This window comes from Timonella sp. A28 (assembly GCF_051200815.1).
GTDB lineage: Bacteria > Actinomycetota > Actinomycetes > Actinomycetales > Cellulomonadaceae > Timonella.
The window spans coordinates 2,487,615-2,514,286 of the sequence record NZ_CP195159.1; the positions used below are offsets into that span (position 1 = coordinate 2,487,615).

Consider the following 26,672-nt stretch of genomic DNA (forward strand, 5'->3'; position numbering starts at 1 on the left):
CAACCATGGAAACGTGATGTGCGAGATATGTATCACTCACGAGAAGTTTCCTGGGGGAACAATGAGTAGAAAAAGGGTGGACGAGCACCGTCTGCGTGGCCGGCATGGCTTAAGCGGCGGCTTGTTGCGGCTGCGAAAAGGAACGCATCACACGTTAGCAAGTGCAATTGCTGTTGCAGTAACTTTGTCTTTTGTTCCTGTTGCTGCGCAGGCAAGTAATGTTGTTGAGCCTTCTCCTGCTTCTTCTGAGGCGACGCAGGACCCGGCAACTAAAGCGAATACTGATACGAGTAGTAAATCTGAGAGTGCAGCGCCGGAAACCCCTACACCTACGCCGACTCCAGTTGAGACTAAGGATCCTGAGCCAAAGAAGGCGGAAGCTGATCCTGAGCCTGCTGTTGAAGAGAAGACTGATACTTCTAAGAAAGATTCTTCAGAGCCCGCGTCTGAAGAACCGGCTGCTCCTGAGCCAAAATCTACAGAAAAAAAATCTGATTCGGCAAAGAGTGCAGCTCCTACAGAAACCGAGGAGGAGGAACCAAGCGCTCCTCCTGCTGAAGAAACCACAAACGTGCGGATCGTGAAGACCGTTGATGGTAAAGCGATCAAGCAGGGCTTCGACTTTGAGGCAGTGAAGTTGAGCGGTGGCGAATTCGTCGCGGCGACTAAACATTCCACAGACGGCAAGGGCGAAGCAGGGGTTTTCACTGTTAAAGCTGAAGTTGGGGCTTCGTCAACGTTGACTTTCCAAGAGTCCTTGAATGGGCATGGAAGCCTCGAAAAGGGGGACTATCCTCTTGCCTCAGCACAATGTTACTGGGGTAAGACTTTTGAAGGTCGCGGTGAAGCTCTGTCGACTTCTGTATTGAGCAGTAACAGTTTTTCGCTCGATATCACTGTTTTGGATGACAAAAACAAACAAGATGTTGTGTGTGCTGTTGATAACACGTTCAAATCAAAGACGCCTAAGGACGGAGGAATCGAACCGCGTGGCTTGGGGTTGGGAACTATCCAAATCCAAAAGAGGCTACACACTCTTGAAGACACGTATGAACCGCAAGCAGGCGTTGAATTTACGGCGGTAGCTGCCGCCCCAGAAACGATTCTTACGCCAACATCGGTGACAACTGATGCTAGTGGAAATGCGCCGCTGATTGAGGCAGATCTGTTATTGCTTGAAACTCAAGACACGGTCACGATAACTGAAGTGGTAGGAGCCGGTTACGAGATTGAGAGTGTTGATTGTGAAGGCCAACCTGTTGCTGTCACAAATAATTCGTGGGAAGTTCTGGTTGAAAATGGATCGAGCATAACCTGTCTTGTCACAAATGCTGAATTGGCTCCAACTGCTAACTTGACGTTGACGAAAGTCGTTGACAACGATGCATTCGAAGGGCTTGACGCAAGCGACTTCACTCTTGTTGCAACGCATGAGGGTGTGCCTGTTATTGAGGAAGCACCAAGCGCTGGAAGCACGGGTTCAACAGCGACAGTTGAGGTTCCTGTTGGCGATATTACGTTGAGTGAGGGTACAGACCCTTCATATGTGGCAAGTGATTGGACGTGTACCGGTGCATCTGGTCCGGTAGTCGGCGGTGATGTGATTACGGTCGCTGAAGGTGAAAACGTTGAATGTACGATAACGAACACCTTACTTACAGGAACACTGCAACTAGCAAAGACTGTTGAAACACGGCCAAACGATAATACAACCGCGTCAAGTTTCCGGTTACGTGCTCAGTGGGATGGCTCTGCAGGGTACGCAATTGACGATATTCCTTCACAAAACGTGTCAGGGAACGGCCAGTATGCGACGACAGCAGCAACCACTGTTGGAGTTGGTGCATACCAGCTTTCTGAACTGATGTGGAACGGAAACCCCGTGTTGAGCACGGCGTATCTAGTTTCTGACTGGACGTGTGCGAACGATCAAGGGCCTGTGCCGGTCGTTGACGGTATTGTGCAAGTCGTTGAGGGCGCAAACGTTGTATGTTCCATCACGAACACGGCACGTGAAGCCGAGCAGACGACGAACATTACTATCCAAAAACTGCTTGATGGAGTGCCTGCGCAACAGGGCTTTGAATTTGCAGGCTCTGCTGTGAATGAAAACGATGATTTCTTGCCGATCTCTCCAACATCACACACAACGGATGGAAATGGTCGGGCTGGAAAATTCACCGTAAAAACAGCTGTTGATGAAGTCGTTGTTGCAACATTTAACGAAACGCTGTTTGAGCACCCGAACGCTCCAGACGGCCCACTGGTTATCGACAGCGTCCAATGCTGGTACTCGGGTCCAAACGCAACCGAAAAAATTGAAGAAATCCCAGGTGTTGTAGTCAACGCGGAGCGTACAGGCTTCACTGTAACCATTCCGCAGTACGACGAGAATAACAAACAAGAAGTTCTCTGTGACGTCGACAATGTGCCACCAGCAGGTGAACTGACCTTGGTGAAGAACGTCATCAACGACAACGGTGGCACCGCATTGGCCGAAGACTTTAGGCTGGCGGCGGATGGCCCATCATCCATTAACGAGATGGCATCACAAAACCCTCAAAATGGTGGACTCACCGGAAGCACAACCACAACGGTTGTTGAAGCTGGAGTTTACTCCCTGTCTGAGTCTGGCCCAGATGGCTATACTGCCAGCGAATGGTCATGTGAAGGTGGTACTCAAGACGGTGCCACAGTCACTATCGCCCACGCAGATGTTGTTGTGTGTTCCATTACCAACGACGACGAACAGGGCGACCTGACGCTGGTGAAGAACGTCATCAACGACAACGGTGGCACCGCGTTGGCGGAAGACTTCACGTTGATCGCTGACGGTCCAACACCAATCAGTGAAACCGCATCACAAAACCAGCAGAACGCTGGACTGACTGGAAGCACGACCACAACAGCAGTTGACGCGGGCGCGTACACTCTGTCTGAGTCTGGCCCAGATGGTTACGCAGCTAGTGACTGGTCATGTGATGGTGGAACCCTTGAACAAGGGGTCGTGACCATCGGAAATGCTGAAAGCGTCGTGTGTACGATCACTAACGATGACGAGCAGGGCGAATTGACGCTGGTCAAGAACGTCATCAACGACAACGGTGGTACCGCGTTAGCTGGACAGTTCACGTTGATCGCTGACGGTCCAACACCAATCAGCGAAACCGCAACATACAACGTTGGCAACAACGGGCTTACCGGAAGCACCACACCAACGGCAGTCGATGCAGGTGCGTACACTCTGTCTGAGTCTGGTCCTGACGGTTACGCTGCTAGCGACTGGTCGTGTGAGGGTGGAACCCTTGAACAAGGCGTCGTAACGGTTGCTAACGGTGAAGTTGTTGTCTGTGAAATCACGAACGATGACGAGCAGGGCGAGCTAACTCTGATCAAGAACGTCATCAACGACAACGGTGGTACCGCGTTGGCGGAAGACTTCACACTGATGGCTGACGGTCCAACACCAATTGACGAGGCCGCATCACAAAACCCTCAAAATGGTGGACTCACAGGAAGCACCACACCAATGGCAGTCGATGCCGGTGCATACATCCTCTCTGAAGATGGGCCATTCGGTTACGAACCAAGTGACTGGTCATGTGAAGGTGGAGACCTAGTAGACGGCGTGGTTACTGTCCCTAACGGTGGAACTGTTGTCTGTGAAATCACAAACGATGACATTCCAGCACAACTGCGTCTCGTTAAAACAGTCGTCAACGACCACGGTGGTTCCTCCGTGGCAAGTGACTTCACCCTCGTCGCAGCACCATCAGGCGGTGGAACAGCAGTCATCGACGACGAACCAACGTTTGACGCAATGGGCAGCCCAGCAGATCCAAATGCATTGGTTGCATTCACCCAATGGGCAGACGCTGATGCTGGATCGTATGACCTTTCCGAAAGTGAAGTACCTGGCTACCCTCCAACAGGAGATGGCTGGATCTGCTTCGATGGTGAAGATCCTCTGCAGGTCACACCAACAGAGGCTGGAGCGACAGTAGACCTCACAATCGGTCAGGTTGTTACGTGTGGCATCATCAACGATGACATCAAGTCCAACCTCTTCATTGACAAAGTGAAGACAGGAGACGCAGAACTTATCGGGAACGACAAATTCCGGGTCTCTTATGACGTTACAGTCGCCTCAGACGGTGTAAACCCACGAACCTACACCCTCACAGACGACTTCGGTCTCAGCCCAGATGCAGTAATCGACTCAGTTGAAGTTGTTGGCCCAGAAGGCGTAACACTCAACGACAACTTTGACGGAGTCGGAGACACAACGATCGCAACAGACGTCGTTATCGCAAACATGGCAACCCACGTTTACACGGTGACTTACGAATTTACGATTCCTAAGGAATACCGTTACGACTTCATTCGCGAATGTGAAGGAGAAGGTGGAGCGCCAAACACTGCAACATACACGGCTGATCAAGACAGCGACAGTGCAAGTGACTGCGCAAACATTCCAGAGCCAGTTGTTGTTGACCTTGGCTTGGATAAAGAAGCAGTCATTCCTGGTGGTGGAGATGCAATTGAGGTAGGCGACAGCTTCCTATACAAACTTGCTGTCACCAACCATGGTGAAACAACTGCGTATGAACTGGTTGTCACAGACACTTTGCCGGACTTCATCACAGTTGATACGGACTCTATTGTTCTTCCAGTGGGCTGGACACTCGTCAGTAATGAAGACGGAAAGATTGTCTTTGCTTCCGACGAACAAGGCCTTGCCCCAGAAGGAACCCTAGAGATCAGCTTCATGGTGACATATGACCCACCAGTCGAAGAGGAAGGCGAGTTCATTAACTCGTTCGATCCAGTTGAAAACACGGCATGTGTTGAATCCGGATACGAAGACACGAACGAGGAGAACAACTGCGGAACCACAACAGTAGTTGTTAAGCAGATCGATCCAAATGCGGAAATCGCATGCTACGCAGATGCTCAATACTTGGAGTACTACGTAGAAGCAGAAAACTTCACTCTTGAACCAGGTCAGATTTTGACCATGAAGTGGTTTGCTTTGGAAGGTGCTGAACCATTAGCAACCTACTCGTTCCCAGTTGCAGACGATGGAACGCTCGAAGGAACTGTGCTGTGGCCAGGAACTGAAGTAAATGAAGACGGCATCGCCATCCAATGGCCGGGCATGCGACCAGCAGGCCCAGGGGAAACACCAACATGGCAGAACATGGTGATTGACCCAACGCTGGACTCATACAAGTTCCGTGAACCAATGCGCATCGAATTCACTGTCAACCCAGGTGCAACAGTTGTTGTTGTTTACCCTGAGGTGATAGCTGAGGATTGCTTGGTTGACCGTACCGCTGACTTGATCCTCGAAAAGACAGCAAGTGTCGAAACCGTCAACCCAGGAGTGGACTACACCTATCTGTTGTCTGCTCACAACGACGGGCTTGGCACACTCACGGATGTCACCATCACGGATACTATCCCTGATGATGTGGCCGTCACGGATATCACCTACAACGAACTCGTATTCCCAACCTGGGAAAACTGTGAAATTACAGGTGATTCTGACGGTTACGGTGGAGAGCTCACCTGCTCGCTGAACGGCGTGCTAGGGCCAGAGAGCGCTGCACCAGACATCCTGCTCACAGCGAATGTACGCCCGGGCGCACAAATCGGTGAAGTTGTGAACACCGCAGAAATTTGCGGCACGATGACCGATCAGTATGAAGGTCAAGAAGAATGCGCTGATGATGACGCGACCGTAGCAGTGACATCGACAGGTACGCTGCCTGACGTCATCGAAAATCCCGTAAATCCAGTCGTGGTAACGAAGGCTGTAAGTGGCACACTGGCGCAAACCGGAACAGATCTAGGTCTTGCATATTTGGCAAGCTTCTTGATGCTGGTTGGTTTGATAACGGTGCTTACAGCACGAGGCCGTAGGGGGCACGAGAACTAAGGCAGGGAAGACGCCTCATGTCTAGGGCAGCTTAGTTCTCACGGGGGTCACATGTGTTAAGCATGTGGCCCCCAACTTTTATGATTGTGGCATGATGACTGCAAAAGTTACCCGAATCACGCTACTCAACCGGTAAGTAATGCCGTAAGATAGTGGGTTGGTATGTGCTACTCACATATCGGTAATCCAAATTACAGGAGTTAGCGGAGTATATGGCGAAGAAGGACGGTGTCATCGAGATCGAAGGCAGCGTGGTCGAGGCTCTTCCAAACGCGATGTTTCGCGTTGAGTTGACCAACGGTCACAAGGTGCTTGCGCACATCTCGGGCAAAATGCGTCAACACTACATTCGAATCCTTCCAGAGGACCGTGTGGTCGTTGAGTTGAGCCCGTACGACTTGTCCCGTGGCCGGATCGTCTACCGCTACAAGTAACCACCACTCGATCGCTGTTGAATCGTTTGCGTACATAGATGCGTGCCGATGCAGCAGAGGAGACACGATGAAGGTCAACCCTAGCGTTAAGAAGATCTGCGACAAGTGCAAGGTCATCCGCCGGCACGGTCGCGTTATGGTCATCTGCGATAACCTGCGTCACAAGCAGCGCCAGGGCTGAACCGAAGCATTAGCTTCGTTTTCAGCGGCAACGCGACGTCAGGCTCAAGACGGCCCGCCTGAATAGATCCAGGCATTGATAGACAGCATCACCGCCAACCTCTCAGACTAAGTCTGAGGTTGGCACACCCTCGGCTCGGAGGCCGGGGCTCGGATAACGAGAGGTGATGCATCAGACCTCCGAAAGACACACAGGAGCCATCAGACTAATGGCACGTTTGATTGGAGTGGACCTCCCTCGCGACAAGCGAGTCGAGGTAGCTCTCACCTACATCTACGGCGTTGGCCGTACCCGTTCCAAGCAAGCACTTGAAGCAACGGGCATTTCCGCAGACGTTCGCGTAAAGGACCTTGACGACACCCAGCTCGTCGCCCTTCGTGACTTCCTCGAAGGTAACTTCAAGCTCGAAGGTGACCTTCGCCGTGAGGTTGCTGCCGACATTCGCCGCAAGGTTGAGATCGGCTGCTACGAGGGTCTTCGCCACCGCCGCGGACTTCCAGTTCGTGGTCAGCGCACCAAGACCAACGCACGTACCCGTAAGGGTCCAAAGAAGACAGTGGCCGGTAAGAAGAAGGCTCGCTGATCTAGCAGCAGTAGTTCGATTAGCCCGCACATACTTTATTGCCGCCATAACTGGGCAGGCACAGTATGGGCTTTCGATCAGAAGATCTTAACCCAGGAGAAAAAGAGCACATGCCTCCAAAGACTCGCGGCGCCCAGGGCGCACGCAAGCCTCGCCGTAAAGACAAAAAGAATGTCGCAATCGGTCAGGCTCACATCAAGAGCACATTCAACAACACGATCGTCTCGATCACTGACCCATCCGGTGCAGTGATTTCGTGGGCATCATCCGGTCAAGTTGGCTTCAAGGGTTCACGTAAGTCAACCCCATATGCAGCGCAGCTTGCAGCTGAGTCGGCAGCACGCCGCGCTCAGGAACACGGTATGAAGAAGGTCGACGTCTTCGTTAAGGGTCCAGGCTCCGGCCGCGAGACCGCGATCCGTTCCCTCCAGGCAGCAGGCCTTGAGGTTGGTTCGATCCAGGACGTTACGCCTCAGGCACACAACGGCTGCCGCCAGCCAAAGCGTCGCCGCGTCTGATCCCGTAACACATCGTTCGCCTTTGTCTTCTCGACGAGGTGACCACATCTGGATCATCTGATTCAGTGTGCATCACCTCGTCGAAAAGTCAGTGAACACGTCAGGTTGACGTAGGTGGCAACCGCCACCTGCACAGGTATGCGTCATATAGCGGACGCATTTCGAAAGGAAACCACGAAGTGCTTATTGCACAGCGCCCAGCCCTCTCCGAAGAGGTCATCTCAGATAACCGTTCACGGTTTACCATCGAGCCACTCGAGCCAGGCTTCGGCTACACGCTCGGAAACTCACTACGTCGTACCCTGCTTTCCTCCATCCCTGGAGCAGCAGTTACTTCCATCCGCATCGATGGTGTACTCCACGAGTTCACCACCGTTTCTGGTGTGAAGGAAGACGTTACTGAGATCATCTTGAACATCAAGAACCTCGTGCTTTCGTCTGAAAACGACGAGCCAGTTGTGATGTACCTGCGCAAGCAGGGAGCAGGCGACGTGACCGCTGCGGACATCGTTCCACCAGCAGGTGTAGAGGTACATAACCCAGATCTACACATTGCAACCCTGAACGACAAGGGCAAGCTGGAAATCGAACTTACTGTTGAGCGTGGACGTGGATACGTTTCAGCGCAGCAGAACAAGTCCTTCGAAGCAGAGATCGGCCGCATTCCGGTTGACTCGATCTACTCACCAGTCCTCAAAGTTACCTACAAGGTTGAGGCAACCCGTGTTGAGCAGCGCACCGACTTTGACAAGCTCATCGTCGATGTAGAGACCAAGTCAGCAATCGCACCACGTGATGCTCTTGCATCCGCTGGTAAGACTCTTGTTGAACTCTTCGGTCTTGCTCGTGAACTCAACATTGAGGCAGAAGGCATCGAGATTGGCCCATCACCAACTGACGCTGCACTTGCAGCTGATTTGGCGCTTCCAATCGAGGATCTCCAGCTCACGATCCGTTCGTACAACTGCCTCAAGCGCGAGGGCATTCACCAAGTTGGTGAACTTGTTGCTCGCTCAGAGGCAGACCTGCTCGACATTCGTAACTTCGGTGCTAAGTCCATCAACGAGGTTAAAGAGAAGCTCGCTGAGCTTGGTCTTTCCCTCAAGGACTCACCACTGGACTTCGATCCAACTCAGTCTGCGAACTACTACGCAGACGAAGACGAGCAGTACAACTGACTTCTGGACTGACCGGCTTTGGCCGGTTGGCGTAACTCATTTCAAGGAGCACTACAATGCCTACCCCTACCAAGGGCGCACGGCTCGGTGGAAGCCCGGCTCACGAGCGTTTGATCCTCGCGAACCTTGCGGCAAGCCTTTTCGAGCACGGCCGCATCACCACCACCGAGACCAAGGCTAAGCGTCTTCAGCCACTCGCTGAGCGTCTCATCACCAAAGCTAAGCGCGGAGACATCCACGCTCGTCGTCAGGTTGCAAAGGTTATCCGCAACAAGACGGTTCACGTTCGTGACGCTGAAGGTGACGCAAAGACCATCGTTCACCGTCTCTTCACTGAGATCGCTCCAGCAATGGCTGAGCGTAACGGTGGATACACCCGTATCACCAAGGTCGGAACACGTAAGGGCGACAACGCTCCTATGGCTGTTATCGAGCTTGTTCTTGAGCCTGTTTCACCAAAGCAAGCAGTTGTTAAAGAAGCAACAAAAGCTGCTGAGAAGGCTGTAAAGGCTGAGGCTCCTGTTGAGGAGACCCCAGCTGAGGAGACCAAGGAAGACTGAGCTTAGCCTCAACTTCTAGTTTTCACAGTGGAGGGCCCAACCTGTTCAAGGTTGGGCCCTCCACTGCTTTATGTGCAGTCAATAAACGTCAATAGGTTGAAGTTTGCGCAGTAGGCGCGCATCATGCGAGACAATAGAGGGGTGCTACGAGTAAGAATTGACCTTGCCTATAACGGAACAGACTTTGTTGGTTGGGCAACCCAGCCGGGATTGCGCAGCGTGCAAGGCACTCTAGAAGAAGCCCTACATAAGCTGTTTCGGGAGCCGCTTCGAGTTACCGTTGCTGGCCGCACAGACGCGGGCGTGCATGCGCGGGGGCAAGTCGTACACGTTGATGTTCCCGAAACCCCGTGGGCTCGACTACCGGGGCGTTCTGACCGTGCACCACACGAGGCGCTCGTCGATAAACTTAATGCGCTTATGCCACGCGACGTCGTTGTTTATGCGGCATGTATAGCCCCTGACGGGTTTGATGCGCGTTTTGCTGCGCTGTATCGCACCTACCAGTACCGTATCGCTGACTCGTATGCGTTGCGTGACCCATTAACCGCAGACTGGGTGCTGTGGAGCAAACATCCCCTTGATGTTGACGCGATGTCTCGCGCTGCAACACCTCTAACTGGATTGCGTGACTTTGCCGCGTTTTGTAAACCGCGTCCGGGGGCTACCACAATCAGAGAACTGAAAACCTTCATGTGGGAGCGGGTGACACAAGGCCCAGACGCCGGTTTGGTGCGTGCCACAATCGTCGCTGATGCTTTTTGTCACAACATGGTGCGTGCACTGGTAGGTGCCAGCATTGATGTAGGTGCTGGATTAAAACCCGAAGAGTGGCCAGCGCAGATGTTGGCTTCAAAATCACGGGTAAATTCCAGCGCCGTTGTTGCCCCGCATGGGTTGACATTAGAGAAAGTTGCCTACCCGCCACATGATCAACTTGCTGCGCGTGCGGTAGCGATTCGTGCTCGTCGTATGGACGAAGAGGCGCAAGAGCACATTGGGCCGCTGTCCTCGTCTTAGTACGGTAGGGCAGAAGCGGTAGCGCATGTGATCAAAAACTGGCTTAGATACAGGCGAAAAACGAATATCCTTAGAACATGGCCGTACACAAGATTATTCTCTTCTATGCCTTTGCCCCTGTGGCAGACCCTATTGCTGTAAAACTTTGGCAGCGTGCACTTGGGGAGCAGTGGAACCTAAAGGGTCGCGTTATTGTTTCTCCGCACGGGATTAACGCCACCCTCGGTGGAACTGTTGAAGACTTGAAACGCTACGTGAAATCAACAAAGCAGTATCCGGGCTTCGGCAAAATGGATGTGAAATGGTCTGATGGAACTGGCGAAGACTTCCCACGGCTGTCGGTGAAGGACCGTCCAGAACTTGTTGCGTTTGGTGCGCCAGACGAAATCAAGGTTGACCGCTCTGGTGTCATTGGTGGGGGACCGCACTTAAAGCCGGAAGACGTGAACAAACTTGTTGAAGAACACGGCGACGATGTTGTGTTCTTTGATGGACGAAACGCTTTTGAAGCGCAGATCGGCCGCTTTAACAATGCTGTTATTCCAGACGTGCAAACCACGCACGGATTCATCGAAGACATCGAGTCAGGGAAATATGACTCCCTGAAAGGCAAGAAAATTATTTCGTACTGCACCGGTGGTGTGCGATGCGAGATCCTTTCTGTGCTCATGAAAAACCGTGGTTTTGAAGAGGTGTATCAGATCGAGGGTGGAATTGTTCGTTACGGCGAAAAATTCGGCTCTCAAGGCTTGTGGAAGGGCCCACTTTACGTTTTTGACAAGCGTATGGTGGTGAACTTTGACGACGACACCCAAACTCTCGGCGAATGTTCACGCTGCGCGGCTGCAACCGATCATTTTGCAAACTGTGCTGACCCGGGCTGTAAAGTATTGCGGCTCTACTGTGATGACTGTGCACACTTTGCTGCTGAAGAAGTATGCGAAGACTGCGTAACCCGTTTAGCAGCGGTTTAACCGCACAGTTTTTGCTGCATAATCGTCAGGTCCTGCCTCACAATGTAAAACGTGATGCACTTCAAGTACATCCACGTAGCTTCGTGAGGTACACTGAGATCTGATTGCTGTGTGTCAAGGTGAAAAACTTAGACGGATCGGCTGTAGATCGTGAGTTGAGCAGCGAACGCAACTTGGCAAAAACCAGGGGAGTCGTTCATAGCTCGCGCAACAGATCCTGCCGTGCTTCAACCTCTAAGCCGCCAGAAGGAACATGACGGACAGACCATGATAGGTCTGAAACCAAAACCTTCATTGCACACAACAACAAAGTGCTTCAGTTGTAACTTGGTGCGCCCACTCGCCTAGGTTCGCGTGAAGCTCGCTGACCTTTCTGTATGCCACTAGGCACCAGAGACGAACGAATACGAAACGAAGGCTACGAACGTGCGTACGTACACCCCGAAGCCAGGCGACATCCAACGCGACTGGTACGTCATCGACGCTACCGATGTTATTCTTGGACGCCTCGCAAGCCACGTTGCTCAATTGCTCCGTGGTAAGCACAAGGCCACCTTTGCTCCTCACGTAGACGGTGGCGACTTTGTCATCATCATCAACGCCGACAAGGTTGCACTGAGTGGGAACAAGCTTGAGCAGAAGAAGGCATACCGCCACTCTGGTTACCCAGGTGGTTTGACTGCGGTTCCTTACTCCGAACTTATGGAGAAGAACCCGCAGCGTGCCGTGGAGAAGGCTGTAAAAGGCATGCTCCCTAAGACCAAACTCGGCGCTCAGCAGCTCGGTAAGCTCAAAGTCTACGTAGGCTCTGAGCACCCACACGCTGCACAGCAGCCGAAGCCGTTCGAGATCACCCAGATTGCTCAGTAGTCGTTTTTAACGACCTGAGAATTATTAGGACGCGAGGACACACCAGTGGCCGAGACCACCGTCGAAATTGACGCGCTGGAAGAAGAAATCCCCAGCAACTACACCTCTGAGACAGTAGCCCCAACAGGCCGCGGTCAGAGCATCACTGCACCAGGTCAAGGACTTGGTCGCCGTAAAGAAGCTATCGCTCGAGTACGCCTCGTCCCTGGCACAGGCCAGTGGAAGATCAATGGCCGTCTACTCGACGAGTACTTCCCAAACAAGGTTCACCAGCAGATCGTGAACTCACCATTGAAGCTTGTTGACGTTGAAGGTCGCTTTGACGTTGTTGCACGCATCAACGGTGGCGGACCATCCGGTCAGGCAGGCGCACTCCGTCTCGGAATTGCACGTGCACTGAACGAGATCGACTCCGAAGCTAACCGCCCAGCTTTGAAGAAGGCTGGCTTCCTTACCCGCGACCCACGCGTCGTTGAGCGTAAGAAGGCTGGTCTGAAGAAGGCACGTAAGGCTTCGCAGTTCTCGAAGCGCTGATCTTCAGCCTTTACAACGGCTCCGATGGCAATGCCATCGGAGCCGTTGTCATTTCCGGCAATTAAGCCACCTTGTTAACTTAAGGATTTTTATGTCTCGTCTTTTCGGAACCGATGGTGTTCGTGGTCTTGCAAACCGTGATGTTACCGCTGAACTAGCACTCGACTTAGCTGTTGGTGCGGCACACGTTCTAGCGTTACGCGGCGAATTTTCTGGGCCTCACCCCCGCGCGATTGTAGGACGCGACCCACGAGCCTCGGGAGAATTCCTTTCCGCGGCAGTATGTGCAGGCTTGGCCTCAGCAGGCGTCGACGTCATTGACGTAGGCGTACTGCCAACCCCCGCAGTTGCCTACCTAACCGGTGAAATGAATGCAGACCTTGGGGTCATGCTGTCTGCTTCACACAACCCAATGCAAGACAACGGCATTAAATTCTTTGACCGTCACGGATACAAACTCGAAGACGACGTTGAAGACCAAATTGCAGCACACATGGGCGAAGACTGGGAACGCCCCATCGGCGCGAACGTTGGGCGAATCACCAGCGACCTTGACGCCGTAAACAAGTATGTTGACCACATCGTCGAAACAGTGAACTACTCGCTGTCTGGCCTGCGTGTTGTTGTTGACTGTGCACACGGCGCTGCAAGCCAAGTCGGCCCTGAAGCGCTTCGTCGTGCAGGCGCCGAGGTCATTGTTATTGGTGCAGAACCAGACGGCCTCAACATCAACTACGAATACGGTGCTACAGCTCCTCGTCGTATGGCTGCGGCAACAGTGGGCCACATGGCGCACGCCGGTGTCTCTTTTGACGGTGACGCTGACCGTTGCATTGCTTCAGATGAAGAAGGCAACGTTGTAGACGGCGACAAAATTATGGGAATGCTGGCGTTAGCTCACGCTGAGGCAGGAACCCTCAAAAACAACACTCTCGTCACGACAGTCATGTCCAACCTTGGCTTGAAGTTGGCGATGAATGAACGCAACATCGACACCGTGCAAACCGCGGTGGGTGACCGTTACGTGCTTGAAGAAATGCGTCGTAACGGATTTAGCGTCGGTGGAGAACAATCCGGGCACGTACTGCTTTCGGACTACTCCACTACAGGAGATGGCGTTCTCACAGCATTGCACTTGCTTTCACGTCTTGCTGAAAAGCGAGTGAAAATGAGTGAACTTGCGAGTGACATTCCATCATTGCCGCAAACCATGATCAACGTAAAAGACGTTGATAAGTCACGGGCAACAGCAGATGAAGGACTCGCGGCGGCTGTTCGTCGTGCAGAAGAGCAGCTCGGTGCCACTGGGCGAGTATTACTACGCCCTTCAGGTACAGAACCTGTTGTGCGGGTCATGGTTGAAGCAGCTACGCAGGAACAAGCCGATGAGATTTGCCAAGCATTAGCAGACGACGTGAAGGCTTTCTTAGCGCTATAAGCGCGGCACAAGAAATACCGTAAAACGTTTGTGAAGTAGCGTCATGAACATGTCGAGGGCATGTTCATGACGCTCTTTCATGTGCGAAGATTGCGGGGTGAGTAACACCGAGTTATACGATCATGTGGCAGCCCTCTTACAAGACCACCCCGACGGCATTTTGCCGATAGTGCAGGCAGGGCGCCCAGTGTTACGGCAGCCCGCAGCCCACTACGACGGTCAGCTTGGTGAGTTACTTCCAGAGTTTTTACACGCGCTGCACGTGACCATGATGGACGCACCTGGTGTAGGTGTGGCCGCAACCCAAGTGGGTGTTCCGCTAGCGATTGCAGTCATGTGGGACCCGGGCTCATTAGACGAAGACGACACTCGTGAACGTGTTGCCTTCGACTCACGCGTAGTGATCAACCCGACGTATATGCCAGTGTCAGATGACAAAGTGTCCTTCTATGAGGGCTGCTTGTCCGTGGACGGCTATCAAGCAGTTGTAGCGCGCTACCGTAGCGTTCGCTTACAGGCGCACGACGAGCACGGAAACCCCCTTGACGAAGTGCTCCACGGCTGGCCGGCACGTATCGTGCAACACGAAACAGACCACCTCAACGGTGTCCTTTACATCGATAAAGCTGACATAAGATCTCTGACATCAACCGAAAACTTAGTCGACCTGTGGGCATCATCGTCAGAACCAGTTGATGCCGCACGCGAACTAGGTTTTGCACTAGCGCAACACAGCGCACTGAAAGACTAGAGGCCTCATGTTTGAATGGCTGACCGCAGCAAACGACGCCATGATGACGTATGCCACGTCATTTGAAGGTACTCCATGGCTGTTTGTGTTTCTGTGGCTGTTCATAACACTTGACGGCATTTTGCCAATCTTTCCCAGCGAAAGTTTGGTTATTGGTGTTGTCGCTCTTTCGATGAGTACAGGGCACCCAAATATTTGGATTGTCTTTGCCATCGCGATTGTGGGTGCGTTGGGCGGTGACCTGACGGCATACACTATAGGCCGGTATCTCTCAGTGAAAGATATCCGGTTGTTAAAAGTTCCACGCGTGGCACGCATGATGCAATGGGCTGAACGCATGGTGGCGAGCCGGCCAGCACCCGTCATTATCTCTGCCCGATACATTCCCATCGGACGCGTTGCTGTGAACTTCACTGCCGGGCAAATGCGGTTCCCTCGCCGCGCATTCGTCTTCTACGCAGCTATCGCAGCCGTCACGTGGGCCGGTTATTCCAGCCTGATTGGTATGGGCGCTGGAACCTGGCTCAAAGGGCACCCCATCGTTGCTGTTGTGGCAGGAGTCGTAGGGGGAGTGCTCCTTGGATACATTGTTGACTTTGTGGTGCGGCGCATCCTTCGGGTCGGCGAAAAACGCGGACACGACTTTGGCGAAGGGTTCGAACAGCTCGCTGAAGTTGCCCAGCACAGCAACGAATTACGCCACCGAGAACAGCACGACGACCACAAGCCGCTCGATTAGATTTTTCGTAACCGGACGCGTTCCACCGAATGGTTGAGGCCTTTACGCATCACGAGTGTTGCCCGAGAACGAGTAGGCAAAATGTTTTCGGTGAGGTTGGGCTCGTTAATGTCACCCCAAATGCGTTCCGCCATCGCAATCGCATCCGTATCAGAAAGTTCCGCATACCGTTTAAAGAATGATTCAGGTTTTGCGAATGCGGTTTCACGCAGCGACAAAAACCGGTCAACATACCAGCTTTTAATATGCTCAGTTTTTGCATCAACGTAGATGGAAAAATCAAAAAAATCGGAGACCGTAAGACTGGACGTGCCGCCCGCATGCGGGCGGGCAGGCTGAAGCACATTCAAGCCTTCCACAATAAGCACATCTGGCCTATTTACGCTCTGGTGTGCGCCCGGCACAATGTCGTATGTCAGGTGATCGTAGACGGGAGCGTGCACGGTCGCTCGTCCGGCCTTCACCTTCATCAAAAACCTCGTCAAAGCCCGACGATCATACGACTCAGGGAACCCTTTCCGGTTCATGATTCCGCGTCGTTCCAACTCCGCATTCGGATACAAGAAACCGTCCGTGGTGATGAGATCAACACGCGGCGTATCAGGCCACCGAGCCAGCATTTCGCGAAGAACACGAGCCGTCGTAGACTTTCCAACCGCAACAGACCCCGCAACACCAATAACGTATGGTGTGCCGCCAGACTCTTCACGCAAAAATGTTGAAGTAGCCGTATTCAACTGCTTAGAAGCCCCCACATACAAGTTCAGCAGGCGTGAAAGCGGTCGATAGACGGCATCGACCTCAGCGAGGTCGATAGGGTCACCAAGGCCTGCAAGCCGCTCGACGTCTTCGTCGGTAAGGGGCAGTGGCGTCGACTCAGAGAGCCGTTGCCACGCAGACCTATCAAGGTCAACGTACGGGGATGCAGGAGCAATTGAATTAGGCATCACACAAAATAATGCCGCAATGTCACCCCCTGACGCGAACTGGCGGCACAAAGCGGACAATTTTAAGGTGTTTCATCCGCTATATGACGCAGATTTTTCTGCCCACCCAGCGAAGCGAACTTACAATTAGTTACAATCATGTGCTGCCTCAAAGCGATTCGGGGCAACACACTAACGCACACGACGACGGCATTGAAGCCGTCACGTGCGCGAACACAACCGGTGTAGCGTATGCGCGTCGGCTTAAAAATACAGCGTAAGTAGGGTGCATAACCCAGGGAGGACTTCGCTACATATGTGCGGAATCGTAGGATATGTTGGACCCCAAAAACCTTCAACAAAACCACTAGACGTGGTACTTGAAGGATTGGGGCGCTTGGAATATCGCGGATACGACTCAGCTGGAGTTGCGCTAGCAGCACCAGAACTCGACTCGATAGCGCAAGCAAAAAAATCAGGAAAACTAGTCAACCTCAAAGAAGAACTAGCAGCTAGACCACTAGCACAAGCAACAGCAGCTATCGGTCACACCCGCTGGGCAACCCACGGCGGACCAAGCGACGTCAACGCTCACCCACACCTAGCACTCGACGGAAAACTCGCTGTCATCCACAACGGAATCATCGAAAACTTTTTCCACATTCGTCGAGAACTAGAAGAACAAGGCGTCACATTCACCTCTGAAACAGACACCGAAGCGGCCGCCCACCTGCTCGGTATCGAATACCAAAAAAGCGGTGACCTCACTGAAGCGATGCGTAACGTCGCCCGTCAACTGCACGGAACGTTCACGCTCCTTGCAGTACACGCCGACCACCCAGACACTGTCGTTGGCGCCCGACACGACTCGCCACTCGTCGTAGGAATAGGAGACGGCGAAAACTTCCTCGGATCCGACGTCGCCGCATTCATCGCCCACACCCGCGAAGCCCTAGAGCTCGGTCAAGACGAAATCGTCACCATCACCCCAGACGCAGTACACGTCATAAACTTTGACGGCGAAACCGTAGAGCCCAAACACTACACAGTCGACTGGGATGCAGCAGCCGCAGAAAAAGGCGGCTACTGGTCGTTCATGGCCAAAGAAATCGACGACCAACCACAAGCCGTCGCCGACACACTACTAGGCCGCACCAACGAAAAAGGCGACCTCGTTCTCGACGACCTACGCATCGACGAATCCGTGCTCCGCACAATCGACAAAATCATCGTCATCGCGTGTGGAACCGCAGCATACGCAGGACACGTCGCAAAATACGCGATCGAACACTGGTGCCGAATCCCAGTAGAAGTGGAACTCGCACACGAATTCCGCTACCGCGACCCCATCGTCACACCACGCACCCTCGTCGTAGCGATTTCACAATCAGGCGAAACCATGGACACACTCATGGCCGTACGCCACGCCCAAGAACAAGGCGCAAAAGTTATCTCCATCGTGAACACGCACGGCTCAACAATCCCACGCGAATCCGACGCAGTCCTCTACACACACGCAGGACCAGAAGTCGCTGTCGCATCAACCAAAGCATTCGTGTCACAAATCGCAGCCGCATACCTACTCGGCCTATATTTTGCACAACTACGCGGCAACAAATTCCGTGACGAAATACAAGCAATCCTCGCTGAACTGCGAGACATGCCAGCAAAAATCACCGAAACCCTCAACCGCAGCGGACGAGTCAAAGAAATCGCACGCTGGATGGCCGACACCTCCTCCGTGCTGTTCCTCGGACGTCACGTGGGATACCCCATCGCGTTAGAAGGCGCACTCAAACTCAAAGAACTCGCCTACATTCACGCCGAAGGATTCGCCGCAGGAGAACTCAAACACGGTCCGATCGCGTTAATCGAACCAGGACAACCAGTGTTCGTTATCGTCCCCTCACCACGCGGACGCGACTCACTGCACTCCAAAGTGATCTCAAACATCCAAGAGATCCGCGCTCGCGGTGCCCGCACCTTAGCGATCGCCGAAGACGGTGACACCCAAGTCGAAGCTTTTGCGGACGAAGTTTTTTGGGTACCACAATGCCCAACGCTTATGTCACCGCTACTCACGATTATTCCGTTGCAGATCTTTGCTGCAGAACTAGCGCACGCTAAAGGCCTTGACGTTGACCAGCCGCGCAACCTCGCAAAGTCAGTCACCGTAGAGTAAAACGCACATAACGCACACCGGATCCTTGAAGGATCTCACAACAACACTCTGGACGTGAGTGTTGTTGTCCCTGCACCTAACCCCTAGTCTTGAACTGGGGGTTAGGCTGCACGGCACACAGACTTGGAGCATCATGATTGTTGGAATTGGCGTCGATGTCGTCGATATCGAGCGTTTCCGTCGAACAATCGAACGCACTCCACGCCTACGCGACAAACTCTTTACCGAACCAGAACGCGACATGCCGATTGAATCCTTAGCGGCACGTTTTGCAGCGAAAGAAGCAATCGCAAAAGCATTAGGCTCCCCAGGAGGCATGCTCTGGCACGACGTCACCATACGACGCGCCACAGGTCAACGCCCCACAATCGAAGCCGAAGGGACCGTAGCCGCTACAGCATCCGATCTCGGCGTACGCGTCTTCCACCTGTCCTTATCGCACGACGGACCCGTCGCTACGGCGATGGTGGTGGCCGAAGGATGAGCCACACAACTCGTAAACTCATCGTCGCAGGCACAGTAGCCGCAACCCTTGCAGCAGGAGCGCTCTACATTGCGCCCAACTATATGAGCAGCACCGAGAACAACACATCAGATGCTGCAGCCCAAGACGAAGAACAATACACAGACGCCATCTCTGAACAAGGCACACCATCCTTCCTCGGCTCCATACAAGAACACGAAATAGACGCTTCACGTTCCGAAACCCGCCAAGACGTCGACAACGCAGACGACGCAACAGTCACCCCAGCCCGAAACAACACCCCACCACTGCCAAGCTGTGAACTACGCGACGACCCCACCGAACACAACGCCCTCAAAGACTGGCAAAACACCCTACTAGACCACCAATACAGGCTGCCGCAAGAATACGCCCCCAAAGATCTAGTGCCTGTCAGCGAAGCAGGACTCCCCGGTGGTGGGTACGTGCGAGCCATCATCATCGACGACTTGAAAAAAATGGCCAGAGCCGCCAAAAAAGCAGACGCAGAAATCGCCGTCGCATCAGCATTTAGAAGTTACACAGACCAACAAATCGCTTTTGGTGACAACCAACGAAAATACGGTCGTGAACACGCCATCGAAGCAAGCGCACGCCCAGGACACTCAGAACACCAACTCGGAACATCCCTCGATGTACGAAGCGCAAACTCACTCCGCGACCCATGGGCCTACAACGACTGGGGAACCACACCAGCCGGAACATGGATGCGCAAAAACTCGTGGAAATACGGTTTCATTCTCAGCTATCCCAAAGGAAAAACTGAACAAACCTGCTACATGTACGAGTCCTGGCACTTCCGCTACGTCGGCAAAGAAGCCGCACAAGAAATCCACGACCGTGGCATAACCCTGCGCGAATACCTATGGGAACAACAAACCCACGACTAGCCACATCCGTAAACAGCCCAATGGCATGATGGATATATGAAGCCCGCATACACTGCCCAAGAAATACGCGCGGCAGAACAGCCACTCCTCGCCGCAGGCGAACCACTCATGGCGAAAGCAGCATTCGCAGCCAGCACCATCATCCGTACACGCATCCAAGCACAATACCGACGTCTCTCAGGCACACGCATCACCGTGCTCGTCGGCCCCGGAAACAACGGCGGCGACGCACTCTTTACCGCCGCTCACCTCGCACGTTTCCCCACACACATCACTGTCATAACAGTTAGCGAAAACGTCCACGCCGAAGGGATTGCAGCATTACGCAACACCCAAGCACGTCTCATAAACCTCAACGAGGACACCTTCGCTGAAGCCGTACAACACTGCACTCAAGCGGACCTACTCATCGACGGAATCCTAGGGATAGGCGCACACGACGCAGCACGCGGAATCGCAGGCGACCTGATCAGCGAACTAAACCGCCACACCCACAAACCATGGACAATCAGCCTCGACATACCAAGCGGCATCGACGCATCCACAGGTGAAGTCTCCAACGAAACCCGCACAATACGAGCCGACGACACCATCACATTCGGTGCCCTAAAAATTGGTCTCTGTGCACCACCAGCACTACATCATGCTGGTCGCATTCACATAGCCGACATCGGCCTAAACCTACCCCAAGCGTATATGCGCGTTATAGAACCTGAAGACTTCACCCCCACCGGAGCCCTAACCTCTCTCGTAAGCGCACCACCCGCACACTCACACAAATACCTGCGAGGAGTAACCGGAATTATTGCCGGCTCAGCAGAATACCCCGGGGCTGGAATCATTGCGACACAAGCCGCAGTAGCAAGCGGCCCAGGCATGGTCCGATACTTGGGAGAAGGCAGCATCGCCCGCATGATCGTTGCCGCAGCACCAGAAATCGTAACCGCACAAGGGCAAGTACAGTCCTACCTCGTAGGATCCGGGCTACCACCCGGCCTCGACCTACGCGACCTCGTATTCACACTCGTCCGCGAACAAGTACCAGTAATCCTCGACGCCGGCGCACTCGCCACACTAGATCCCGAACTATGCACACACCTACGCTCACACCACATACTCACCCCACACGCAGGCGAACTCGCTGAACTCCTCACACGCTGCGGACACCCACGATCCCGAACCGACGTAGAAGCACAATTCATGGAATCCGCAGTGCTCGCACACACCATCACCGGCGCAACGATCGTCGCTAAAAGCGCAGCAACAATAATCGTCGGCAGACACGGCGCATACATGTATTCAGACGGCACCTCACAACTAGCGAGTGCTGGTGCAGGCGACGCGCTCGCAGGGATTTTAGCGACGAGCGTTGCTAAATGGTTTGCACATAAACGTACGAGTATCACAGACACGGATTGGGCTCTTGTCGCTGCTGGCGGAGTGTATATGCACGGGTTTGCTGCTCGTTTAGCCGCAGGGGAATACCAGCCGGGGCAGAATCATGCACCGAGCGGTTATTCAGCACCTATTACTGCGACGCGAGTCATTGAGGAAATCCCGCGAGCCTGCGCTTTGCTCAACAGCGGGCTGCCCTAACACAACGCCACATAAGCACCCACGCGTTGCTGCAGAAAGAGGACGTGTGGGTGCGTCTTAGGGTGTGGGCGCGGGGACGAGGACGGGTTTTCGTTCTTCGATGTTGAGGGGCTCGGTGGTATCTGTGGTGGTTGCTGTGCCGGGGATGGGAATCCACGTGGTGGTGTCGAGGGAATAGGCTCCTGCCCACGTGGTTGTCAGCGTGATGGTGGGTGTACTGATGCGGGTGTAAGTGTGTTCGTAGTCGTTATGAGGGTAGGGCTTGTTGGGGCTGGTGGTGGTAAAAATTGTGCCGTCGCCGTAATCCCACGTGTATGAAACTGGTGTTGCTTTCACGGTAATGTTTCGGCCGAGCACTGTAGCGGGGAGAATCTGCGCGTCGGGTGAGGTGGTCACCCACACCGGAAGATTGATGATGCCTTGACCGTCATGAGGTTGCAGGCTGATTCCGGAACCTTGTAAGGGTAGTTTTTGGAAATCGGCTTGGGTTACTTCAAATACTTCACTAGCTGCCGGGTCAGGTTCAGCGATGCAGTCACCTTCACGAAACTGCGTCCCTACCAGTTCATTCGTGTCAGCGTCATAGGTATGTAACCGGTATGCGGCTGTTACCTGACCCTCCGCACATTGCTCACGTGTTTGAGCCAGCAACACACCACACGTCACACCACCAATCCCACCCGAGTAACACACCTCCTCACGCACCACAACAACAGACGGTTTAGAATCCGACGACGTACCACCAAACGTTCCTTTGTTTTCTTGTTTGTGCTTCTCACTTATTTCTATTACGACTTCGGTTCGACCATCCGTATTGTGCATCCATCTGGCTTTGGACAGATCGTCTGCGGACGTTGTAAGTGGCGACAAAACTGATAAGAGAATACTTACGGTTATTGTTTTCATTTCTCTGGCAACAATCCCAACAACTTCCAGCCATCTTCGTGGTACTCGACCGTAAAAGTTCCAGTACGTGAGTCTGCTGCTTCTGTTTTAACTACTTGATCCTCAGAATCTAGGATTTCGTATTCAGAAACAGCTAACTTTGCTTTGGCGAACCACAGCGAATCAGATAGTTCTGCAGGGGTTTCTTTCAAAATGTATTCAACAGAAAAACCTGAGTATCGAAGGCTTTTTTCTTTCAAGAAAACTAAAGTGTCACGACTGCCTTCACACTCTGGGCAGTCTTTTACGGCGAAGGTGTCGAGGAGGTCAGTTTGTTGGGTGGCCATGATGTAGGTGATCATTTTCCCGAAATAGTCAGCTGCTTCTTGTGCGCCTTGCGCATTATTGTTGGCCATGCCTGCAGTCGGTTTAGGCAGTTCTAATTGTGTTGCAGGTGGACTCGTCGAATCACTTGATTCAGAGGTGGGAGAGGAAGGCATGACTGTGGGTGAACTCAACGCAGATTCCGGTTCGGTACTACATCCCGACAGGCCAAGAGCAACAACACATACAACAACACCACAACACAACACGGAAAAACGTTTATAAAGGGACATCTACACATCCCACCAAACCCCACACACCCCGCCCATAGACACAACTACCCTGTGGAAAACCACAGGGCAGTCATGTGAATAGAACTCAGTGAGTAAAAATTACTCGGTGCTGCTCTTTTCGGGGCTACGCTTGATGAACTTGCTCAACCTAGCAAGCCAAGATTGACGTTTCGCTTGAGGAACAACATCAACGTGCTGCTCATCGGCAGGCGGAGCAGGAGGCGCCGTGACAGCGTCATGTGACGGCTCTTCAGTATGCTCTGGAGCAGGAGGAACAGTCTCAACTGTCGGCGAATCTTCTAGGACAACAGGCTGCTCTGCAGTTACTGCAGATTCTTTAACCGGCTCAGGCGCGACATCAGGCGCGGTAGGAACTTCTTCAGCGACCGGTTCCACTGGCTCGATGGTTTCGACGATGTCGGTTTCTACCACAGGGGTCTCTGAAACGACGGGCTCGTCAGCAGGTTTCTCTGTATCGGCGACAGCAGAGGCTTCTTCCACAACAGGCTCGAGTGTTTCGGAAATTTCAGGAGTTGCAGTAGCTTCAGGTGCTTCTGCAGCATCTTCAACCACGGCAGGGGTTACAGGTTCTTGCTTAGCTTTGCGCGCTTGTGTGCGTTGCTGAGCTTTTTCTTTTTCGTTTATGACCGTTTGTGCTTGTTCGCCGATTTCGGAGTCGTCGATGAATCGGCGCACGTAATCCATTGCTTGTGCGTCGCGTGCCCTGCTGAAACGCTTGAATAGCAGGTGGCGTTCAAAGCCGTAGTGTGAATCTGCAAGGATTTCAGCAAGAGCTTCAAAATCCGATGGCGCGGAACTGTCTGCGAAATAGTTTGCTAACGCTGCCGAAAGAGCAGGAGTGTTATCCGCCGACGCAAGCCACACTTTTTTCAAACGTGGCCAGTACCTTTTAGTTCCTTTGGTGGGGAAGTGGGATGCAACAAATGCGCGTACATCGCCATCAAGCTTTTTGTTTTCGATGGTGGCGAACAGTACGTCTTGAACTTCACGTGGAACTGTCTTCCATGTTTTAAGTTCTGACAGGTCGGTGAGGGGGTGACCTAACTCGGTTATTTCATCACATATTTTACGAATTCGTGCTTTATTCATCGTTAACTATCAACCAATCTTTTAGTACGTGAAGCCTTGCACAGCATGCGCATAAAACTGTGTGCTGCACAGACAAAACCACCTGTTAGGGCGTGCACGCTGAACATTATCTCTACGGCCTTGAGGGTAGTGGTTTCTGGTTAGTTAGTCGATGGGGAATACGGATCTATTTACACTTAAAACGTAGAGGATCTAGGTGGGGAGTGAACGTTGTTTTCCTTCTTTTTGCTTTAAGTGAGTTTGAAAGTTGTGTCACCTAATTCGATTTCGACTCGCAGTTTCCCACCGAGGGCATGGGCGTATTGCTGCAAAGTTTTTACGACCACGTCTTCTACGCGACCGCGTTCAAGTGCAGATATTCGCACTTGACTGACCCCAATTTCTTCCGCAAGGTCGGTTTGTGTTAGGCCAAGTTCTTTGCGGAGTTCTTGGAGTCTATATGCACGAATTTCTTCGAGGGCTTCTTGCTTGTATGCGGCAACAGCCTCGGGGTTGGCGGGTCTCTTCTTTTTGTATTCTGTAAAAGTTCCCATAGTGCTGTGATGCTCCTTTCCATGGTCTAGCGACGTCTGAATGCTGATCGAACCACGGTTTAGCGCGAAGGGCCCCTTGGCGCGAGGCTCCTAAAAGAATCCGTACCAAGGGGTGTGGCTTGCGTATTTAATTGTTGAGGTGCTTGTCGTAGAGATCATCGGCTAATGGAATGTTTTGGCTATACCACTTCTTCCAGTTGCCTGATTTATCTCCTGCGATGAGGAGGATTGCTCGCTTTTCCGGATCGAACGCGAACAAAACCCTGATTGAGCTAGAAGGCGGCCTCAGCTCTTTCATGTTGTGATGTCTGGAAGTCTTGATCCTGTCTGCTATCGGTCGCCCCAATTGAGGTCACAGAAAAATATAGCCTAAGCATTATATAATGCAATTATTATTTTTTTGAGTGTGTGCCGCGAGTAGTGAAGGCAAAAAACTCAGCAAAACAGAGATGAGACAATAGGTTTCGTGACAGCACCACAAGCCAGCCACCATAAGCACACTTCACTGCCGTACTACACGGGTCGCGCCCGAATAAACCTCGACGCGATCACCCACAATGTGGCAACGATTCGCGACAGAGTTCACGTTCGCTCGCCACACACTCACGTGATGGCAGTTGTAAAAAGTAACGCGTACGGGCACGGACTGATTGAGTCTGCGCGTGCTGCTGTTGCCGGTGGTGCCACATGGTTGGGTACCGCGCAAGCAAGTGAAGCCCTTGAACTGCGGCAAGCAGGAATCACCGAACGCATCCTTACCTGGTTGAACACGCCACATAGTGACTTCGATCCGCTACTTGAACACGATATTGATGTGTCTGTTGCCAACCCGCACGCCGTGCACGCAGTTATCGCAGCAGCCCAACGTGTTTCTCGACGAGCGCGCGTTCACCTCAAAGTAGATACAGGCATGGGGCGTAACGGTTACACCGTTGAGCACATGAACGAGATCGTCCAACCGCTCATAGCAGCCGACCATGCAGGCCACATATCGTGGGTTGGTATATGGTCCCATCTTGCCTGCGCAGATGAGCCCGGACATGAAGTAAACCAGCAGCAGGTTGCGGCTTTTGATGCGGCGATCGCCTATGCACAGGCCGCTGGCGCTCGTTTTGAAGTGCGTCATCTTGCAAACTCGGCGGCAGCACTCACGAACCCGCACGCCTACTATGATCTTGTGCGTGTAGGTTTAGCGATGTATGGGCTGTCGCCTGCACCAGAGGTTGGCGACAGCGCCTATTTTGGGTTGCGTCCAGCAATGACTTTAGAAGCAGACATTGCCACCCTTAAAGAGCTACCCGCAGGTCATGGCGTGTCATATTCACACCAGTACACGACACCTACATCAACGGTCCTCGCAGTTGTGCCCTTAGGGTACGGCGATGGAATACCTCGACACGTGTCTGGTACTCGCGCGACAGGTGGTTTAGGTGCTCCGATCACAATCGCAGGGCAGCGATACCGCATTAGCGGACGGGTGTGCATGGACCAATTCATGGTTGATCTCGGACCTGAAACCGCCGCCCATGCTGGCGACACCGCAGTCCTCTTTGGTGACTCTGCACGCGGTGAGCCTAGCGCAGACGAGTGGGCTGAAATCGCTGGAACAATTAGTTACGAAATAGTCACTCGACTAAGCGAACGAGTGCCGCGCATCTACACGCACACAGACGCCACAACCTCATGATAAGGAAAGTGTCTGCAGGCGAG

General features: G+C 53.0%; 26 protein-coding genes. 20 read left to right on the forward strand and 6 right to left on the reverse strand.

The genetic code is table 11. The annotated features are described in order from the left end of the window. Nucleotides 1-61: 61 nt before the first annotated feature. From ACR9EC_RS11810 to ACR9EC_RS11875, 14 genes are all read left to right on the forward strand, one after another. Complete coding sequence (locus ACR9EC_RS11810) at nt 62-5,941, forward strand: hypothetical protein (protein WP_435299410.1); 5,880 nt, start codon at nt 62-64, stop codon at nt 5,939-5,941. Nucleotides 5,942-6,153: 212 nt separating this feature from the next. Further along, a complete protein-coding gene (infA, locus tag ACR9EC_RS11815; protein WP_013770189.1) occupies nt 6,154-6,375 on the forward strand; it encodes a translation initiation factor IF-1 in 222 nt (73 codons plus the stop codon). 67 nt (nt 6,376-6,442) lie between these two features. After that, the gene (gene rpmJ, locus ACR9EC_RS11820; RefSeq protein ID WP_106849716.1) at nt 6,443-6,556 is read left to right on the forward strand and encodes a 50S ribosomal protein L36; all 114 of its coding nucleotides are present in this window, start codon (nt 6,443-6,445) and stop codon (nt 6,554-6,556) included. Between the two features lie 208 nt (nt 6,557-6,764). Further along, entirely contained in the window at nt 6,765-7,139 is a 375-nt protein-coding gene (rpsM, locus tag ACR9EC_RS11825; RefSeq protein ID WP_435299411.1) for a 30S ribosomal protein S13, read from the forward strand. A gap of 110 nt (nt 7,140-7,249) precedes the next feature. Next, the gene (gene rpsK / locus ACR9EC_RS11830; protein WP_435299412.1) at nt 7,250-7,657 is read left to right on the forward strand and encodes a 30S ribosomal protein S11; all 408 of its coding nucleotides are present in this window, start codon (nt 7,250-7,252) and stop codon (nt 7,655-7,657) included. A 179-nt stretch (nt 7,658-7,836) separates the two neighbouring features. Further along, nucleotides 7,837-8,835: a DNA-directed RNA polymerase subunit alpha gene (locus tag ACR9EC_RS11835; RefSeq protein WP_435299413.1), complete on the forward strand. Its 999-nt coding sequence runs from the start codon at nt 7,837-7,839 to the stop codon at nt 8,833-8,835. A gap of 56 nt (nt 8,836-8,891) precedes the next feature. Continuing rightward, on the forward strand, nt 8,892-9,395 hold the full coding sequence (gene rplQ / locus ACR9EC_RS11840; protein ID WP_435299414.1) for a 50S ribosomal protein L17: 504 nt from the start codon (nt 8,892-8,894) through the stop codon (nt 9,393-9,395). 123 nt (nt 9,396-9,518) lie between these two features. Beyond that, complete coding sequence (truA, locus tag ACR9EC_RS11845) at nt 9,519-10,415, forward strand: tRNA pseudouridine(38-40) synthase TruA (protein ID WP_435299415.1); 897 nt, start codon at nt 9,519-9,521, stop codon at nt 10,413-10,415. Between the two features lie 77 nt (nt 10,416-10,492). Continuing rightward, nucleotides 10,493-11,389, forward strand: a complete 897-nt coding sequence (locus ACR9EC_RS11850; RefSeq protein WP_435299416.1) for a rhodanese-related sulfurtransferase — start codon at nt 10,493-10,495, stop codon at nt 11,387-11,389. Between the two features lie 426 nt (nt 11,390-11,815). Continuing rightward, nucleotides 11,816-12,259, forward strand: coding sequence for a 50S ribosomal protein L13 (gene rplM, locus ACR9EC_RS11855; RefSeq protein WP_435299417.1), 444 nt, complete (start codon nt 11,816-11,818; stop codon nt 12,257-12,259). A gap of 45 nt (nt 12,260-12,304) precedes the next feature. Beyond that, nucleotides 12,305-12,793, forward strand: a complete 489-nt coding sequence (rpsI, locus tag ACR9EC_RS11860) for a 30S ribosomal protein S9 (RefSeq protein ID WP_435299418.1) — start codon at nt 12,305-12,307, stop codon at nt 12,791-12,793. A 91-nt stretch (nt 12,794-12,884) separates the two neighbouring features. Beyond that, nucleotides 12,885-14,231, forward strand: coding sequence for a phosphoglucosamine mutase (gene glmM, locus ACR9EC_RS11865; RefSeq protein WP_435299419.1), 1,347 nt, complete (start codon nt 12,885-12,887; stop codon nt 14,229-14,231). 97 nt (nt 14,232-14,328) lie between these two features. Beyond that, nucleotides 14,329-14,982, forward strand: a complete 654-nt coding sequence (locus tag ACR9EC_RS11870) for a peptide deformylase (RefSeq protein WP_435299420.1) — start codon at nt 14,329-14,331, stop codon at nt 14,980-14,982. A gap of 7 nt (nt 14,983-14,989) precedes the next feature. Continuing rightward, on the forward strand, nt 14,990-15,721 hold the full coding sequence (locus tag ACR9EC_RS11875) for a DedA family protein (protein WP_435299421.1): 732 nt from the start codon (nt 14,990-14,992) through the stop codon (nt 15,719-15,721). Here ACR9EC_RS11875 and coaA read toward each other — a convergent pair. Then, nucleotides 15,718-16,668, reverse strand: a complete 951-nt coding sequence (gene coaA / locus ACR9EC_RS11880; protein WP_435299422.1) for a type I pantothenate kinase — start codon at nt 16,666-16,668, stop codon at nt 15,718-15,720. The two genes, ACR9EC_RS11875 and coaA, sit on opposite strands and share 4 nt — an antisense overlap. Before the next feature lie 83 nt (nt 16,669-16,751). Between coaA and ACR9EC_RS11885 the strand changes: the two genes are divergently transcribed. The 5 genes from ACR9EC_RS11885 to ACR9EC_RS11905 all read left to right on the forward strand — a co-directional run bounded on the left by ACR9EC_RS11885 (nt 16,752) and on the right by ACR9EC_RS11905 (nt 21,817). Next, complete coding sequence (locus ACR9EC_RS11885; protein WP_435299423.1) at nt 16,752-16,928, forward strand: hypothetical protein; 177 nt, start codon at nt 16,752-16,754, stop codon at nt 16,926-16,928. A gap of 35 nt (nt 16,929-16,963) precedes the next feature. Beyond that, a complete protein-coding gene (glmS, locus tag ACR9EC_RS11890) occupies nt 16,964-18,829 on the forward strand; it encodes a glutamine--fructose-6-phosphate transaminase (isomerizing) (RefSeq protein ID WP_435299424.1) in 1,866 nt (621 codons plus the stop codon). Nucleotides 18,830-18,962: 133 nt separating this feature from the next. Next, entirely contained in the window at nt 18,963-19,313 is a 351-nt protein-coding gene (locus ACR9EC_RS11895) for a holo-ACP synthase (protein ID WP_435299425.1), read from the forward strand. Continuing rightward, nucleotides 19,310-20,221, forward strand: coding sequence for a M15 family metallopeptidase (locus tag ACR9EC_RS11900; RefSeq protein ID WP_435299426.1), 912 nt, complete (start codon nt 19,310-19,312; stop codon nt 20,219-20,221). The genes ACR9EC_RS11895 and ACR9EC_RS11900 overlap by 4 nt, the downstream gene beginning before the upstream one ends. 36 nt (nt 20,222-20,257) lie before the next feature. Next, nucleotides 20,258-21,817, forward strand: a complete 1,560-nt coding sequence (locus ACR9EC_RS11905) for an NAD(P)H-hydrate epimerase (RefSeq protein ID WP_435299427.1) — start codon at nt 20,258-20,260, stop codon at nt 21,815-21,817. A gap of 57 nt (nt 21,818-21,874) precedes the next feature. Here ACR9EC_RS11905 and ACR9EC_RS11910 read toward each other — a convergent pair whose 3' ends face one another. The 5 genes from ACR9EC_RS11910 to ACR9EC_RS11930 all read right to left on the reverse strand — a co-directional run bounded on the left by ACR9EC_RS11910 (nt 21,875) and on the right by ACR9EC_RS11930 (nt 25,308). After that, nucleotides 21,875-22,723, reverse strand: coding sequence for a hypothetical protein (locus ACR9EC_RS11910; protein WP_435299428.1), 849 nt, complete (start codon nt 22,721-22,723; stop codon nt 21,875-21,877). Next, nucleotides 22,720-23,319: a DUF6318 family protein gene (locus ACR9EC_RS11915; RefSeq protein ID WP_435299429.1), complete on the reverse strand. Its 600-nt coding sequence runs from the start codon at nt 23,317-23,319 to the stop codon at nt 22,720-22,722. The genes ACR9EC_RS11910 and ACR9EC_RS11915 overlap by 4 nt, the downstream gene beginning before the upstream one ends. Before the next feature lie 99 nt (nt 23,320-23,418). After that, nucleotides 23,419-24,429: a hypothetical protein gene (locus tag ACR9EC_RS11920; RefSeq protein WP_435299430.1), complete on the reverse strand. Its 1,011-nt coding sequence runs from the start codon at nt 24,427-24,429 to the stop codon at nt 23,419-23,421. Nucleotides 24,430-24,659: 230 nt separating this feature from the next. Next, a complete protein-coding gene (locus ACR9EC_RS11925; RefSeq protein ID WP_435299431.1) occupies nt 24,660-24,962 on the reverse strand; it encodes a helix-turn-helix domain-containing protein in 303 nt (100 codons plus the stop codon). A gap of 127 nt (nt 24,963-25,089) precedes the next feature. Then, complete coding sequence (locus ACR9EC_RS11930) at nt 25,090-25,308, reverse strand: type II toxin-antitoxin system RelE/ParE family toxin (RefSeq protein ID WP_435299432.1); 219 nt, start codon at nt 25,306-25,308, stop codon at nt 25,090-25,092. A gap of 120 nt (nt 25,309-25,428) precedes the next feature. Between ACR9EC_RS11930 and alr the strand changes: the two genes are divergently transcribed. Then, nucleotides 25,429-26,649, forward strand: a complete 1,221-nt coding sequence (alr, locus tag ACR9EC_RS11935) for an alanine racemase (protein WP_435299433.1) — start codon at nt 25,429-25,431, stop codon at nt 26,647-26,649. The last annotated feature ends 23 nt before the right edge of the window (nt 26,650-26,672 follow it).